Consider the following 14,682-nt stretch of genomic DNA (forward strand, 5'->3'; position numbering starts at 1 on the left):
GGTCAGAGGCTAAGGATGGGCAGGTGGGGGGCGGTTCGCCTGCGTGGGGTATGCGTGCGTGGGGTGGGCGTACGTGTGGTCCGCGTGGGTGCGGTCCGCGTGCGTGCGGTCCGCGTGTGTGCGCGCGAAGGACATCGACTCTCTCTGGGACCGTAGAAACAACGCCTCACCGCCGTCCGGCCCTGTCGGCTCCCCGCTGACGGAGAGCCAGGGTTCGCGCGCCGCGTAGGGGCCCATCGCCTCGAACACCTCGGCCGCCTCCAGGAACTGGTGGCTCACCCACAGCGCAAAGGCCAGATGATGGAGGTCGGTCAGCGAACGCAGTGCCGGATCCGCCGTCCGGAACCACCCGTGGAAGGCCTTGAGCGTGTACGTAAAGGTGGGCTCGTCCGTCCACGTACGCCGCCACAGGGGGTCGGCCCGGCCCGCGGCCCGCTGCTGACGGGCCTGCTCGATCTGCGCATACGCCGGCAACAGCAGCAGCGGCGAGTCGTATGGCGACCACGACGCCACCCATCGCCCGAAGTCGAAGACCGCGGCGAGGGACGCGGACCGCGGCACATCGCGCGAGAGGAGGAACTGCAGGACCCGGTGGTAGGCCTCGCGGTTGCAGGGGTCGCGCTGGTGGATCTGGTGCAGCAGCCCCCAGGGGCCACTCGGCAGCATCGGCTCGGCCGACCACTCGCGGTGCTCGGGCCGCTGCTGGCGCCCGTCGGTCTGCGCCAGGGCGAGCAGGCATATCCACGGCACGGGGTCCCGCGACGACCAGCGCGCGGCCCGCAGCGCCGCCTGCCGCGCCTTGTCGTCGAACCCCGCGGCGCCGGCGGCGTGCTGCCGGCGGTGCGCACGCAGGGCACGTTCGGCGGAAACCCGCGCATGCATCACCAGCGCGTCATAGCTTTCCGGCTCCTCGGCGAGCCAGACATCGACCACATCGGAGCGGGCGGCGGCAACGGCGAGCATCTGTGTGCGGGAGGTCCGCAGCGCCCATTGCGCGCCCGTATCGCGTAACAGATTCTGTGCGGCCTTCCAACGGCCCGCTTGCAGCTCGACCAGCGCTACTCGCAGGTCGTCGTCGAGGCCGGCCGGGTTATACAGGGGGCGCATGGGCGGGCTCGCGGCACGGGCGAAGGCAAAGGTACTGGCAATGGCACTGGCAATGGCACTGGCAATGGCACTGGCAATGGCACAGGCAATGGGCCCATAACGCGGATCCGGCGCGGTCGGGTAAGCGGGACGGCGTCATGGTGTGACGCCGTATTCCGGCGGAGTCCAGCTCCGCCGCATGGGGATGCAACGACATTGAATTCCTAGACAGGAACCGGGAGTTGGCGACCCGGTGTGGGGGGTTCAGGGTTGCGCCGCTGGAATGTAGCAGATGGCGGACGGATTCCCAGAGCCCGGATTTCGGATGGCTGCCATTGCCCGGGTGCCTCTTGGTGACGCTTACCCGGCCGACCATTCCTCACAGGGGCGTCTCCCTGTCAACTGTTTAATATTCCACTGCTTGGTGGAGGTGCCGCCGTGTCCGACGTGAAAGCTCTCCTCCGCCGGGCCGGCCGGAATTTCCGCCGCCGGCCCCCTTTGCGTCCCTGCGATTCCCTTCGTTTCCCCGGTGGCTTCCCGCGGCTCGCTTACCGTTGGGCGCTACAGCGTGCCGGGTCGGCAGGCGCGCACCAGCCTGGGAGTTGGCGTGATCTTCGCCTTGATCTTGGTCCCGGTCCTTGGGGTGTTCGGCGGGGTGCACCGCTATCTGTGGTGCCGCCTGGTCCGCGACACGACCGCGCCGGGCAGCCGGGTCCGCCGTACGGGCACCGTCGCCGCCTTCGCCCTCCCGGTCATTGCCCTCGCCGCACTGCTCGCCGGGCGCCTTGGCGCACCGTTCGCCCTCCAGCAGGTGCTGGCCTGGCCCGGTTATCTGTGGCTGGCGCTGGTGCTCTATCTGGTGCTGGCGTTGCTGGTGGGAGAGGTTGTACGGGGGGTGTGGCTGCGGGCGGTCCGGGAGCGGGGGGCCGGGGCGCGGACCGCGCCGGCCGTGGCTCCTGTCACGGCGCCCGCGTCCGAGCCCTCCCCGTCGTCCGCGCCCTCGCCCGCCACGCTCCTCCCGCCCGATACCCCCGCCACGCAGCCGCTCCCCGCCCCGCCCCGCCGGCTCTTCGTCGCGCGGGCGGTCGCGGCCGGTGCGTCCCTCGCCGCCGTGGCCACCGTCGGCTACGGCGCCGCGACAACCCTCCGCGGGCCCCGCGTCAAACGGGTCACCGTCCCGCTCGCCAAACTGCCGCGCGCCGCGCACGGCTTCCGTATCGCCGTCGTCAGTGACATCCACCTGAGCCCGGTCCTGGGCCGCGCCCACACCCGGCGCATCGTCGACACGATCAACCGGACCAGCCCCGATCTGGTGGCCATCGTCGGCGACCTGGTGGACGGCAGCGTCCCCGACCTCGGCCCGGCCGCCGAGCCGCTGCGCGAACTGCAATCCCGGCAGGGGGCGTACTTCGTCACCGGAAATCACGAGTATTACTCGGGGGCGGCCCAATGGGTCGATTACGTACGGGAATTGGGTGTGCACCCACTGGAAAATGCGCGCACCGAACTCCCCGGTTTCGACCTCGCGGGGATCAACGACCTGGCGGGCGAGAGCGAGCATGCGGGCCCGGACTACAGGCGGGCTCTCGGCGGACGGGACACGACCCGCGCCGTCGTCCTGCTGGCGCACCAGCCCGTCACCATCCACGACACCGTCCGACACGGCGTCGATCTGCAGCTCTCCGGCCACACCCACGGCGGCCAGATGTGGCCCGTCACCTACCTCGCCGCGGCCACCAATCCCACCGTCGCGGGCCTGGCGCGCTACGGCGACACCCAGCTGTATGTCACGCGAGGGGCGGGTGCCTGGGGGCCGCCGGTGCGAGTGGGGGCGCCGCCGGACGTCACCATCGTCGAACTTGCCTCGATGCGGGCGTAGTTCGTGGGCCCCGGAAGGGGTAATGACGTATCGCGCGGGTACTTGGTAACGGACTGTCTACAAAGTGCGGTCGCATTGTGCCCTGAATCGGACAGATCACGACTTACGATCTTGCTGTTTCGGCCATCAACTTCGTATTCTTGATTGTCTTTACGTTGTGTGCTGCCCCTACCGTGACAGTGGGACGGGTTGGCGTGGCAGGTGATGCGACGGGGGCCCGGCACGGCGTGCGGTTACGGGGAGAGTGGTCATGGGCAAGCATTTCAAGGTTGATCTCGATGAGCTGGACGGTGTGGTGCGTCAGCTCAGGCACCTTCAGGGCGATATGGATGAAACCAGCCAGAAGGTGGAGTACGGCACGAACATCCCGAAGTCGGCATTCGGTGTCGATTTCGGTGAGGCCGAGGAACTCTCCCATGCGCATGACCGCATGCAGACGTACCTGACGGACGTCATCAAGGCGCTCAACCACCTCACCCACCAGTTCAGCGGGAAGACGGAGGCGAGCCGCGGCGCCTACGAGGACCAGGATCACCAGACCAAGGCCTCGATGAACGGCTGACCTGCCACGGCGCCGCAGGGACGAGATCGTGAGGGACGAGGATGAAGGGGGGCCGACGTGGTTAGCGCGGCGGAGGAGTACCACAATGCTCAGGCGATGCAGAAGCATCGCGAGGAGGAGGACCAGCACAAGCGAGAAGAACGGCTGAAGTCGTTCAAGGGCCAGCGCCTCACTCCGCACTCTCCTTCCGACTTTCACCACCACGGCATCAACGCGCTCCGGAAGATGATCGCGAACGCCAACCCCGAGACGCTCGAGACCGCCGGCGATCACTGGCGTAAGTCCGCCGATCTGCTCGGGGGGCCGGACGGGCACAGTGGCATCCGTAAGAAGTTCATGGATGCCGTCGATCACGCGTCGGCGCACTGGGAAGGCTCGGCGGCCGATGCGTTCCGCAGGGAAGCCCTCAAGGTGCTCGGCAAGATCGACAGGACCTACCGGCATGCTCGGAGAACCGAGACGTCGCTGATCGGTTCGCGCGATTCGGGTCCGGAGATCGGCCTCGCGCACAACCTTCGCCAGTCCCAGAAGGCCATGTCCAAGATCCATGACCCGGGCAACTGGGACAAGTTCAAGGACAAGGAAGGCGACGACGCCCAGTTCCACCGGGACATGGCGAACCCGAACATGGACGCCCGCCAGGCGCTCGACCTCAACCGGGACAAACTGTCCCTGAGCAAGGAGCGCCAGGTCGAGGCGGTCATCGTGATGGATGAGCTGGCCCATCACTACAGCCAGCACACCGGTGGCTTCGTCGAGAGCGGCGACGACGGCCTCCACGGCGACTGGCCGAAGGAGCCCGCCGGCCCCCCGAATCCGCACCCGGTGCGCATGCCCGATACGAACGACAGGGCCCACCCGGACCCGTCCGCGGTCACACCGCACGCGCCCAATGGCGTGGGTGGCGGAGCCGTCCCTCCCGGTTTCGACGGCCCCAAGGTCAACCGGCCGGACCTGCCGGTGCACACCGGGCTCGACGGCCTGCAGGGCAACACCATGGCCCCGCCGCCGGTTTCCGGTGGATACCAGGGCGGCCCGCCCCGTGGCGGACATGGTCCGGGCGACGGCCTGGGCGTTCCCGTGATGCCGCCGGGTCCCCTGGGCGTGCCGGGAGGCGGCCTGCGGCCCGGTGGCGGGCGTGGTGCGCCCGGTGCCGGCGGTATGCGTGGCGGCATGCCGGGCTCCGGCGCCGCGAGCGGTGCCAAGGGCGGCGCGGCGGGCACGGCAGGACGCAGCGGTGCGCAGGCGCGTACCCGTGGCGGCATGGCCGGCAAGCCCGGTGGCCCCGCCGGCGGCGCCAAGCAGGGCGGCTCGGGTCTGCACCGCAGCCGTGGCGGCAAGCAGGCGGGCATGGGCGCCCCTGGAGCAAAGGGCAAGGACAACCAGAAGGAGCGCGGCGGCCAGCAGCGTCCCGACTACCTGGTGGAGGACGAAGAGACGTGGACTCCGCAGCGGAATGTGGTGCCACGCGTCATCGAGTAGACGGATGACATCGTCGTACGGCGGCTTGTAGGGACTGGCCCCGCACCCGAGGGTGCGGGGCCAGTCTGCGAATGGAACACTGCCGTCCGGACAGCACAGCGACAAGGAGCCAAGGATGAGGGTCACCCGAACACTGGGCGCGACGGTGGGTGCTGCGCTGACCGGAGCGCTGCTGTTCACCGCAAGCGGCACTGCCTCCGCAGACCAAGCGCGTAAGAGTCAGTGGCCGTTGGAGGCGTTCGGGGCCGAGCAGCTGTGGAAGGAGGCCACCGGGAAGGGCGTGACGGTGGCCGTGATCGACAGTGGCTTCCGGGAGACCCACCAGGACCTGAAGGGGCAGCTCCTGCCGGAACCGGAATTCGGCAAGGAAGCCGAGGCCGAGGGTGCGAAACACCTCGAGGAGCACGAGAAGGACATTCGTGACCACGGCACCGCCATGGCCTCGATCATCGCGGGACACGGGCACGGTCCGGGCGGCTCTGAAGGCGTCAAGGGGCTGGCGCCCGGCGCCAAGATCCTCCCCATCCCGTCCTTCGGCAAGAGCGCCCAGGCCACCCGCTGGGCCGTGGACCATGGCGCCAATGTCCTGAACATGTCCTACGCCGGGATTGAGGGCGGCGACCAGTGCGACTCCATCAACTACGCCCTCTCGAAGGGCGCAGTGGTGGTGTCCGGCGTGGGTAACGACGCCGTGACCGACAAGCAATATCCGGTGGGCTGCCCCGGGGTGATCGGCGTGGGTGCGGTCGACGAGTTCGGCAAGGCGGCCGAGTTCAACAACTACAACTCCGACACGGATCTGCTCGCGCCCGGGGTGAAGATCCCGGTTGCCGACGGCAAGAGCGACTCGGGTTACCGGACCACGCAGGGCAGCTCGCAGGCCACCGCCTACGTCTCCGGCCTGGTGGCCCTCCTCAAGGAGAAGTTCCCCGACCTCACGCCCGGCCAGCTCGCCAACCGTCTGGTGAAGACGGCCGGCCTGGCGCAGGACGAGAAGGACAAGCACCTCAAGCTGCCGGACGAGCACTACGGCTACGGCTACATCCAGCCCGGCCCGGCGCTGCGGAAGGACATCGCGCCGGGCTCGAAGGAGGGCCCGCTGCCGATGCCCAAGGACAAGGCGTCATCGAAGCTGGACGCCGGCGCGTCCGACGCCGACCCGCCGGCGGGCGCCAAGAAGACGGCCAAGACGGCCATGCTCTACGGCGGCATCGGCGTAGGTGCGCTGGTCGTCATCGGAATCGTCGTTGCCGTCATCGTCGTCCGCCGCCGTAAGGGCGCAAACGGCCAGGCCTGGGGCTGAGCCCGGTCCGAAGCCGTTGACGGGGCGCAGACGCTGAAGCGCAAGCCCTCACGCTGCCGCCCGTGTCGGACACGGGCGGCAGTGGTGTTCTCAGGGTGAGTTGAAGATGACCTCCGGGTTCCCGGCCGTCGGCCCGTCCAGCAACGGCCGGTGCACACCCCGCAGCTGCTGGTCGAAGAAAGCACCCACATAGTCCCGGGTGATCTCGCCGGACCGCTTGCCGGAGAGCGGGGCCGAGGGATCCGACACCCCGACCTGCGCCCCGAGGACGGGCAGGTCGATGAAGGTGAAGTGGCCGGCGTCTGCCACGGTCAGCCAGCGCTTCCAGCCGTCCAGCTTCTGCCAGTCCTCCGGCCAGCTGGTGTCCTCGGAATCGGGGGAGTGGCCGGCCTTGCTGCCGAGCATCAGGAACGGGCGTCCGTCGAGGCCGCCGCGGGGGACGGGGGAGAAGAAGGTGCCGTCCATGTTCACCCCGGCGCGGATGCGCCGATCGCCCGCCATGGCGGCGGCCGCGCTGTTGCCGCCGATGGAATGCCCGGCCGCTCCGATGCGACGGGGGTCGATTATGCGCGCGTACTTCCCGGCGGGGGAGTGCGCGGCGCCGTGGCGTCGGCCGGTCAGTTCATCGATCGCGAAGGAGATATCGGCCGCGCGGCCATCGGCGACCTTGGCCATCAGCTTCTTCGCGGCCTCCTGCCTCGGGGCGTTCTCCACCGCGTCGCAGGCGACGCAGGTGAGGGTGCGGCCGCAGGGGAACGCCGTACCGAAGGATTCATAGGCGTGGTCGAGAAGGGCCACGACATAGCCGCGGGACGCCAGTTCCTCCGAGAGGAGGGTCAGCGTGGCGCGGTTGAGGGTGAAGCCCGGGGAGAGGACCACCAGGGGGTGTTTGCCGACCAGGGGGCGGGCGGAGGTGTGGGCGTGCGTACGGGTGCCGGAGAGCAGCTCGGGCGGGAATTCCTTGCCCAACTTCTGTTTCTCCAGGAGGAGTTGGGCCTCCTTGGTGGTCATGTAGGGTGCGGTGGCGCCACCGCTGCCATGGCGCGCCGGGTAGTACATCGACACCATCAGCTCGCGTGCGCCGGCGGACGGCACCCACGGATCCCGGCGCGAGGCGTCGACGAGATGCAGGGTGTCGCGCCCGATCGCGTACGGACCGGTGGGGCGCGGGAGCTCGAGCTGGACGGAGGGGGAAACGGGGGCCGAAGCGGTGGCGGGGGACGGCGGTGCGGCGACGGCAGCGCCGGCCGCGGCGATCGGCAGCGGGAGCGTCACGGCCAGCGTCAGAGCGGCCAAAACGGTTGCACTACGGCGGAATCGGTTCATGATCCAAGCGTAGGTACGGGCCGGTCACGCCCGGTACCGACGAAAGTCATGAGTTGTCGGTGACGTTCTCAGGGTTCGCCGGTCGGGCGCGGCGCCCCGAGGAGGCGGCGCGCTGCCCGGCCGGAAGCAGGAACTCGCTCAACACGTCCGTCACTTCACGCACCAGAGGGCGCAGTACGCGGAAGCGCGAGGCCGCGATGGCGCGGGCGACCAGGGGTGACGTGCGTTCCACCAGGGCGCGGCTGCGGGTGCAGTTCTCGGAGCGGTCGTGGACCCAGTAGAGAACCAGGCCCATTTGCTGAAGCCAGAGCAACCGGGGGAGCTGGGCGGCGAGTTCGGGGTCCGCCTTGATGTCGGCGCCGGCCAGAAGGCGGCGGTGCAGGTCGATCACGGCCTCCCGGGGGCCCTCGGACGCGTCGGAGAAGGGGCTGAGCGGGCTGGCCGGGTCGGCGGCGTTCTTGAAGAACTGGGCGGCGAATTCGTGGTACGGCTCGGCGATGTCCAGCCAGGCCAGCAGCACCCCGCGCAGCCGCCGCGCCAGTCCGGTCTCCCGGGCGAGGACGTCCTGCACGGCAGCCGTGTGCTCCTCGGCCATCTGGTCGTAGAAGCCCTGGACCAGGTGCTCCTTGGACGCGAAGTAGTAGTACGCGTTGCCGACGGAGACCCCGGCCTCCTGGGCGATGGCCCGCATGGTGGTCTTGTCGTAGCCCCGCTCCCGGAAGAGGCGCAGTGCGGTCTCCAGGATCAGCCGCCGGGTCTGCTCGCTCTTGGTGGCGGGGTTGCCACCCAGCTTGCCCAGCCCGGCACCGGACTTGCGCGGGTTTTCCGCCGTCGGCACCTCGTCACTGCTGCTCATTGTGTCGTCGTCCCGTCCACGCCGATGACCCTATTGACGATCCTCCCCACGGCTAAAGCCGGGGGATTCCAACCTCAACGGCTGGAGCGTTAATACCTTGCGGGTTCACGCTGGTTGACGCTTCACGGACCGGGCAGCCCCGAGGTCTCCACGCCCTGTGACCCGAATGTCCCCGGGCCAGTGTGTTCTTCGCACCCACGGTGTCGGCGTGCTCGCGGCGTCCGCAGGCGGTGCACACGAACTTCGCTTGGCTCTCGCGAGAGTCCGCGTCCACCATCTCGCACGCGGGGCACGTCTGACTGGTGTAGGCGGGGTTGACGGTACGTACGGTCACGCCCATACGGCGGGCAACGTTCCGTACAGCAAGTTCGAGACTGTGCCAGCCCTTGTCCAGGATGGCTCTGTTCAGGCCGGCCTTCTGCGCAACGTTCGTGCCGGGCTCCGCGACGGTGCCCTTCGCACTGGCGGTCATACCCCTCGCGTTCAGGGCTTCCAGCACGACCAGGCCGTTACCGTGCACCACAGCGGCGGCGGTCTGCGCGTGGAAGGCCGCACGGCGGTCACGCTCCCTGCGCCGGATGACACGGATCTTCGCCTTCACGGCCTCCCGACGCTTGGAGCGCTGCTGGCACCGGTTGCGCTGGCGTTCCAGGCGGAGGAGCCGCTGGCGCTCGCCAGGAGTCAGGAACTCCCGGTCGAAGAACCTGCCGTCCGACGTAGCTACTGCCACCGCCACGCCACGGTCGATACCCACCCGACCCCGCGCAAGGGACACGGTCGGCTCGGGCTTGCCGGTCTCCACGAGGAAGGACAGGTACCAGTGCCTCCCGTCGCGCTTCAGCGTCGCGCTGCGCACGGCGCCACCGAGCGGGCGGGACCAGCGGAATTTCACCCAGCCGATCTTCGGAAGTTTCGCCCGCCCCCACTTCCGCCCGATCCGCTCCACGCGGATCTTGTTGCCCTCGGGGAACCGGAAGGCCGGGGACCAGAAGTGCTTGCCGCCCTTGCCACGCCAGTTGACCTTCCACGTACCGTGGGTGCGGCACGCCTTGTCCAGGTCCATGAGGGTCTGCTGGAGACAGTGGCCCGGAACCAGCTTGAGCCAAGTGTGCTCTCTCTTGGCCTCCGCGAGTTCCCGGGCCTGCTCGCGGTAGTTGATCCACGCGCCACGCCTCCGGTAGCCGCGGCGCTGTTCGAGTCCGGTGTTCCATACCGACCGGCAGGCGCCGCCGATGGTCTCGGCGTACTCGGCCTGATTCTGCTCCAAGTAGGCGCGGTACTTGCGTCCGGTCAGCATGGTTCCCTCCCCTCAGCGGTTCTTCTGGTCTTCGACGTACTTCTTCACGACGTCCAGCGGTGCTTCGCCGACGGTGGCGACGAAGTAGGAGTTGGTCCACAGCGTGGGCAGGCGGGACTTCAGCGCCGGGTATTCCTCACGCAGCACGCGGGAGGAGCGGCCCTTGATGGCCTTCACGAGGCGGTGGATTCCGTACTGCGGGTCTACTTCGACCAGCAGGTGGACGTGGTCGGGCATGACCTCCAACTGAATCAGCCACGCGCCCTTCTCGTCGATCACCTCGCGGATGATCTGTTTCAGCCGTGCGTCGATCCGTCCGCCGAGGACGCGTCGCCGGTACTTCGGGCACCACACCACGTGAAAGGCGCACCGGAACGCGATGGTGCTGTTCGTGCGCAAGGTGGCGACCATAACGATCAGTATACAGCGCATCGCTATCTAATGGATGGGCTGCGAGAGCACGGCTTCCCCCACGACTGAAACCGAGGGGCCGTGCCCGAGAAGTCCGATCGGGGACACGTCGCGCGGCTCAGACGGGCGTCGCGGTCGGTGCCGGTGAGGAATTCCTCGATCAGGGCCTGCCCCTCCTTGGGGCGCTCCAGCATCGGCAGATGGGTGGTGGCGATTTCGGCGTATTCGGCGCCGGGAATGTGGTCGGCCAAATAGCGGGAGTTGGACGGGTGAACGAGCGGTGCCTGTGCCGCGGTGATCACCAGGGCCGGGGCTGCGTGCCCAGCAGGTCGGCGGTGGTGTCCGGGGAATGTGCGAGCGCCGCCTGGGCCGGCAAATGGCCCAACTCGACGCAGAAATAGCCGAGTTGGAGCGGCGCCGGGCCATGCTCGGGGCGTATGTGCAGGTCATGCGGGAGCGGTCGGCCCAGGACGAGGCGCTGGCCATGATGGCGCTGCGGTCGGCCTGACCGGTCACCCGCACCACTCGGTCAACTTTCAACCACCCCGCCCGCGTGTCTCGCTTGCGGCAAGCCACCGGCGGACGGATCCTCGTGTGCACGCCGCTCGGGGGGAGCGGCGGGCCCCGGACACCGGGGATCCCGAACACCGGGGGATGACGTGCTCCGAGTGCACTTCACCACGCAGGACCTGGCCCGTACGAGAGTGGCAGAGGGGGCCGACCCGCTGTGGGAGACCGTCCTGAGCCTGCACGCCCTGCGCGAGAGCCGGGCCGAGCCCGCGCTGGCCGCCTGGCGCCGGCATGCGGTGCGCCATGGCCCGGGACCGCTGCGCACCCTGTTCCCGCTGGTCCCGCAGCACGGCTACTTCCCGGATTTCCTCACCCCGCCCGCCGCCTCGGACGGCGTCGAGCCGGGCCTGGAGGCCGTGATGAGCACCCCGCGCGCGCGGCTGCGCGTCGAGCTGACCGTACTGGCCGGACAGCGGGCGCTGCCGGGCTGGACGCGCGACATCGCGGCGGGCGAACCGGCCGCGCTGCGCCATCTCGCCCGCAGCCTGCGCACCTACCACCACCACGCCATCGCACCGGGCTGGCCGCGGATCGCCGAACGGGTCGGCAGGGACCGGGCGCTGCGCCGGCATGCCCTGGGCGAGGCCGGGGCGGAGGCGATGCTGCGGACGTTCGGGCCGGTGATGCGGTGGCGGCCACCGGTGCTGGAGGTCGGCTACCCGGTGGAGCGGGACCTGCATCTGGAGGGCCGGGGGCTGGTCTTCGTCCCCTCGTACTTCTGCCGGGACGACCCGGTGGCGCTGGCGGACGACGAACTGCCGCCGGTGCTGGTCTATCCGGCGGCGGGAACGGAGACGCCGTTACCCGGGAACGCCGAAGGGCCCCGCCTCCGTTCGTACGGAAGCGAGGCCCTCAGGGACGTACCGGCCCTCATAGGGGCGAGGCTCAGAAGCGGCGCGTGATCAGCGCTCGCTTCACCTCCTGAATCGCCTTGGTGACCTCGATACCGCGCGGGCAGGCGTCCGTGCAGTTGAAGGTCGTCCGGCAGCGCCAGACGCCGTCCTTGTCGTTGAGGATCTCGAGCCGCTGCTCGCCACCCTCGTCACGGCTGTCGAAGATGAAGCGGTGCGCGTTGACGATCGCCGCCGGGCCGAAGTACTGGCCGTCGTTCCAGAACACCGGGCACGAGGACGTGCAGGCGGCGCACAGGATGCACTTGGTGGTGTCGTCGAAGCGCTCGCGGTCCTCGGCGGACTGCCGGCGCTCGCGGGTCGGCTCGTTTCCGGTGGTGATCAGGAACGGCATCACGTCCCGGTACGCCTGGAAGAAGGGCTCCATGTCGACGACAAGGTCCTTCAGCACCGTCAGGCCCTTGATGGCCTCGACGGTGATCGGCTTCTCGGGGTTGATGTCCTTGATCAGCGTCTTGCAGGCCAGGCGGTTACGGCCGTTGATGCGCATGGCGTCGGAGCCGCAGATGCCGTGGGCGCAGGAACGCCGGAAGGTCAGCGAACCGTCCTGGTCCCACTTGATCTTGTGGAGGGCGTCCAGGACGCGCTCCTTGGGGTCGATCTCCAGCTGGAAGTCCTCCCAGCCGGCGTCCTCCGAGACCTCCGGGTTGAACCGGCGGATCCGGAAGGTGACCGTGATCATGTGGGATGCGCCGTCCTCGGCCGCATCCAGCGCCGCGGAGTGCTTGTCCACAGTCGGGGTGCTCATCAGTACTTACGCTCCATCGGCTGGTAGCGGGTCTGCACGACCGGCTTGTAGTCGAGGCGGATCGACTCGGCGCCGTCTGCGCCCACCTCGCGGTACGCCATGGTGTGCCGCATGAAGTTGACGTCGTCGCGGTTGGGGTAGTCCTCGCGGTAGTGACCGCCGCGGGACTCCTTGCGGGCCAGTGCGGACACCGCCATGACCTCGGCCAGGTCGAGCAGGTTGCCCAGCTCGACGGCCTCCAGCAGGTCGGTGTTGAACCGCTTGCCCTTGTCCTGGATGGACACGTTCAGGTACCGCTCGCGCAGCTCGGCGATCTTCTCGACGGCCGTCTTGATCGTCTGCTCGGTGCGGAACACCATCACATTGGCGTCCATGCACTCCTGGAGCTCCTTGCGCAGCTCCGCCACCCGCTCGGTGCCGGTGGAGGTACGCAGCCGCTCCACCTGGTCGGCGACGAGCTGCGCCGGGTCCTCGGGCAGCTCGACGTAGTCGGCCGTGGCCGAGTACTCCGCGGCCGCGATGCCGGCCCGGCGGCCGAAGACATTGATGTCCAGGAGGGAGTTGGTACCCAGGCGGTTGGCGCCGTGGACGGAGACACAGGCGACCTCGCCGGCGGCGTACAGGCCCGGCACGACGGTGGTGTTGTCGGACAGCACCTCGCCCTCGACGTTGGTCGGGATGCCGCCCATGGCGTAGTGCGCGGTCGGCTGGATCGGGATCGGGTCCGTGTACGGCTCGATACCGAGGTAGGTCCGCGCGAACTCGGTGATGTCGGGCAGCTTGGCGTCCAGCTGCTCCGGCGGGAGGTGCGTCAGGTCCAGGTAGACGTGGTCGCCCTCCGGACCGCAGCCGCGGCCTTCCCGGATCTCCGTGTAGATGGAGCGGGAGACGACGTCACGCGAGGCAAGGTCCTTCATGACCGGCGCGTACTTCTCCATGAAGCGCTCGCCGTCCTTGTTACGGAGGATGCCGCCCTCACCACGGGCGCCCTCCGTCAGCAGGATGCCCATGCGCCAGATGCCCGTCGGGTGGAACTGGAAGAACTCCATGTCCTCCAGCGGCAGCCCGCGGCGGTAGGCGGCGGCCTGGCCGTCACCGGTCAGGGTGTGCGCGTTGGAGGTCACCTTGAAGAACTTGCCGGTGCCGCCGGACGCGAAGATGATCGCCTTCGCCTGGAAGACGTGGATCTCGCCGGTCGCCAGCTCGTACGCGACGACGCCCGCGGACTTCTTGACGCCGTCGACGTCCTGGAGCAGCAGGTCGAGCACGTAGAACTCGTTGAAGAACTCCACGCCCTCCTTGACGCAGTTCTGGTACAGCGTCTGGAGGATCATGTGGCCGGTGCGGTCCGAGGCGTAGCAGGACCGGCGGACCGGGGCCTCACCGTGGTTACGGGAGTGACCGCCGAAGCGGCGCTGGTCGATCGTGCCGTCCGGGGTGCGGTTGAACGGCAGGCCCATCTTCTCGAGGTCGAGGACCGAGTCGATGGCCTCCTTCGCGAGGATCTCGGCGGCGTCCTGGTCGACCAGGTAGTCGCCGCCCTTGATCGTGTCGAAGGTGTGCCACTCCCAGTTGTCCTCCTCGACGTTCGCGAGGGCGGCGGCCATGCCGCCCTGTGCGGCGCCGGTGTGGGAGCGGGTCGGGTAGAGCTTCGTCAGGACCGCGGTGCGGCTGCGCTTGGTCGACTCGATGGCCGCACGCATGCCCGCGCCGCCGGCGCCGACGATGACGGTGTCGTACTTGTGGATCTGCATTGGTCGTTACCTCAGCCCCGGGGCCTAGCGGATGTTCGGGTCGAAGGTGAAGATCACCAGCGTGCCCAGAAGGACGGTGAACACCGTGGCGGTGTAGAGCAGCATCTTCAGCCAGAAGCGGGTGTTGTCCCGCTGCGCGTAGTCGTTGATGACGGTGCGCAGGCCGTTGGCGCCGTGCAGCATGGCGAGCCACAGCATGACCAGGTCCCATGCCTGCCAGAACGGCGAGGCCCAGCGGCCGGCCACGAACGCGAAGCCGATCTTGGAGACGCCGCCGTCCAGCATCAGCTGGATCAGCAGGTGGCCCAGGACCAGGACGACCAGGACGATGCCGGACAGCCGCATGAACAGCCAGCCGTACAGCTCGAAGTTGGTCCGGGTCGACTTCGGGGTCTTGCCGGTGCGCTTGCGCGGCGGCTCGATCACCGGAGCCGGGTGGTCCACGTCGTAAAGGGACGCGTCGTTCACAGGAGTCGTTTCAGCAGACATCTCGCGTC

At 68.9% G+C, this 14,682-nt stretch carries 15 protein-coding genes; 6 read left to right on the top strand and 9 right to left on the bottom strand.

Translation table 11 applies throughout. The features are described 5' to 3' along the window. Positions 1 to 9: 9 nt before the first annotated feature. Positions 10 to 1,107, bottom strand: a complete 1,098-nt coding sequence (locus AB0D04_RS08375; RefSeq protein ID WP_362700687.1) for a hypothetical protein — start codon at positions 1,105 to 1,107, stop codon at positions 10 to 12. A gap of 586 nt (positions 1,108 to 1,693) precedes the next feature. Here AB0D04_RS08375 and AB0D04_RS08380 point away from each other — a divergent pair. The 4 genes from AB0D04_RS08380 to AB0D04_RS08395 all read left to right on the top strand — a co-directional run bounded on the left by AB0D04_RS08380 (position 1,694) and on the right by AB0D04_RS08395 (position 6,312). Then, positions 1,694 to 2,965: a metallophosphoesterase gene (locus AB0D04_RS08380; RefSeq protein ID WP_362700689.1), complete on the top strand. Its 1,272-nt coding sequence runs from the start codon at positions 1,694 to 1,696 to the stop codon at positions 2,963 to 2,965. A 250-nt stretch (positions 2,966 to 3,215) separates the two neighbouring features. Continuing rightward, complete coding sequence (locus tag AB0D04_RS08385) at positions 3,216 to 3,527, top strand: hypothetical protein (RefSeq protein WP_362700691.1); 312 nt, start codon at positions 3,216 to 3,218, stop codon at positions 3,525 to 3,527. 96 nt (positions 3,528 to 3,623) lie between these two features. Beyond that, entirely contained in the window at positions 3,624 to 5,009 is a 1,386-nt protein-coding gene (locus tag AB0D04_RS08390; RefSeq protein ID WP_362700693.1) for a hypothetical protein, read from the top strand. Positions 5,010 to 5,124: 115 nt separating this feature from the next. Further along, positions 5,125 to 6,312, top strand: coding sequence for a S8 family serine peptidase (locus AB0D04_RS08395; protein WP_362700695.1), 1,188 nt, complete (start codon positions 5,125 to 5,127; stop codon positions 6,310 to 6,312). A 90-nt stretch (positions 6,313 to 6,402) separates the two neighbouring features. On the opposite strand, the gene AB0D04_RS08400 is transcribed toward AB0D04_RS08395, so the two are convergent. The 5 genes from AB0D04_RS08400 to AB0D04_RS08420 are packed head-to-tail and all read right to left on the bottom strand — an operon-like array spanning position 6,403 to position 10,504. Then, positions 6,403 to 7,638 carry an alpha/beta hydrolase gene (locus AB0D04_RS08400; RefSeq protein ID WP_362700697.1) on the bottom strand — a complete coding sequence of 412 codons (1,236 nt, stop codon included), beginning with the start codon at positions 7,636 to 7,638 and terminating at the stop codon, positions 6,403 to 6,405. A gap of 46 nt (positions 7,639 to 7,684) precedes the next feature. Next, positions 7,685 to 8,494, bottom strand: a complete 810-nt coding sequence (locus AB0D04_RS08405) for a TetR family transcriptional regulator (RefSeq protein ID WP_362700699.1) — start codon at positions 8,492 to 8,494, stop codon at positions 7,685 to 7,687. A gap of 52 nt (positions 8,495 to 8,546) precedes the next feature. Continuing rightward, positions 8,547 to 9,791 (bottom strand): transposase, encoded by a 1,245-nt coding sequence (locus tag AB0D04_RS08410; protein ID WP_362700701.1) that lies wholly within the window; start codon positions 9,789 to 9,791, stop codon positions 8,547 to 8,549. Between the two features lie 12 nt (positions 9,792 to 9,803). Then, positions 9,804 to 10,202 carry an IS200/IS605 family transposase gene (tnpA, locus tag AB0D04_RS08415; protein WP_362700703.1) on the bottom strand — a complete coding sequence of 133 codons (399 nt, stop codon included), beginning with the start codon at positions 10,200 to 10,202 and terminating at the stop codon, positions 9,804 to 9,806. Between the two features lie 23 nt (positions 10,203 to 10,225). Continuing rightward, positions 10,226 to 10,504, bottom strand: a complete 279-nt coding sequence (locus tag AB0D04_RS08420) for a hypothetical protein (RefSeq protein WP_362700704.1) — start codon at positions 10,502 to 10,504, stop codon at positions 10,226 to 10,228. Positions 10,505 to 10,551: 47 nt separating this feature from the next. On the opposite strand from AB0D04_RS08420, the gene AB0D04_RS08425 reads away from it, so the two are divergent. Beyond that, positions 10,552 to 10,710, top strand: a complete 159-nt coding sequence (locus tag AB0D04_RS08425) for a hypothetical protein (RefSeq protein ID WP_362700706.1) — start codon at positions 10,552 to 10,554, stop codon at positions 10,708 to 10,710. A gap of 160 nt (positions 10,711 to 10,870) precedes the next feature. Then, entirely contained in the window at positions 10,871 to 11,674 is an 804-nt protein-coding gene (locus AB0D04_RS08430; protein WP_362700708.1) for a hypothetical protein, read from the top strand. On the opposite strand, the gene AB0D04_RS08435 is transcribed toward AB0D04_RS08430, so the two are convergent. The 3 genes from AB0D04_RS08435 to AB0D04_RS08445 are packed head-to-tail and all read right to left on the bottom strand — an operon-like array spanning position 11,658 to position 14,674. After that, positions 11,658 to 12,431: a succinate dehydrogenase iron-sulfur subunit gene (locus AB0D04_RS08435; protein WP_362700709.1), complete on the bottom strand. Its 774-nt coding sequence runs from the start codon at positions 12,429 to 12,431 to the stop codon at positions 11,658 to 11,660. The two genes, AB0D04_RS08430 and AB0D04_RS08435, sit on opposite strands and share 17 nt — an antisense overlap. Then, entirely contained in the window at positions 12,431 to 14,185 is a 1,755-nt protein-coding gene (sdhA, locus tag AB0D04_RS08440; RefSeq protein ID WP_362700711.1) for a succinate dehydrogenase flavoprotein subunit, read from the bottom strand. The genes AB0D04_RS08435 and sdhA overlap by 1 nt, the downstream gene beginning before the upstream one ends. 24 nt (positions 14,186 to 14,209) lie before the next feature. After that, the gene (locus AB0D04_RS08445) at positions 14,210 to 14,674 is read right to left on the bottom strand and encodes a succinate dehydrogenase hydrophobic membrane anchor subunit (RefSeq protein ID WP_362700713.1); all 465 of its coding nucleotides are present in this window, start codon (positions 14,672 to 14,674) and stop codon (positions 14,210 to 14,212) included. Positions 14,675 to 14,682 lie beyond the last annotated feature (8 nt).

This window comes from Streptomyces sp. NPDC048483, assembly GCF_040651455.1.
Taxonomy (GTDB): domain Bacteria; phylum Actinomycetota; class Actinomycetes; order Streptomycetales; family Streptomycetaceae; genus Streptomyces.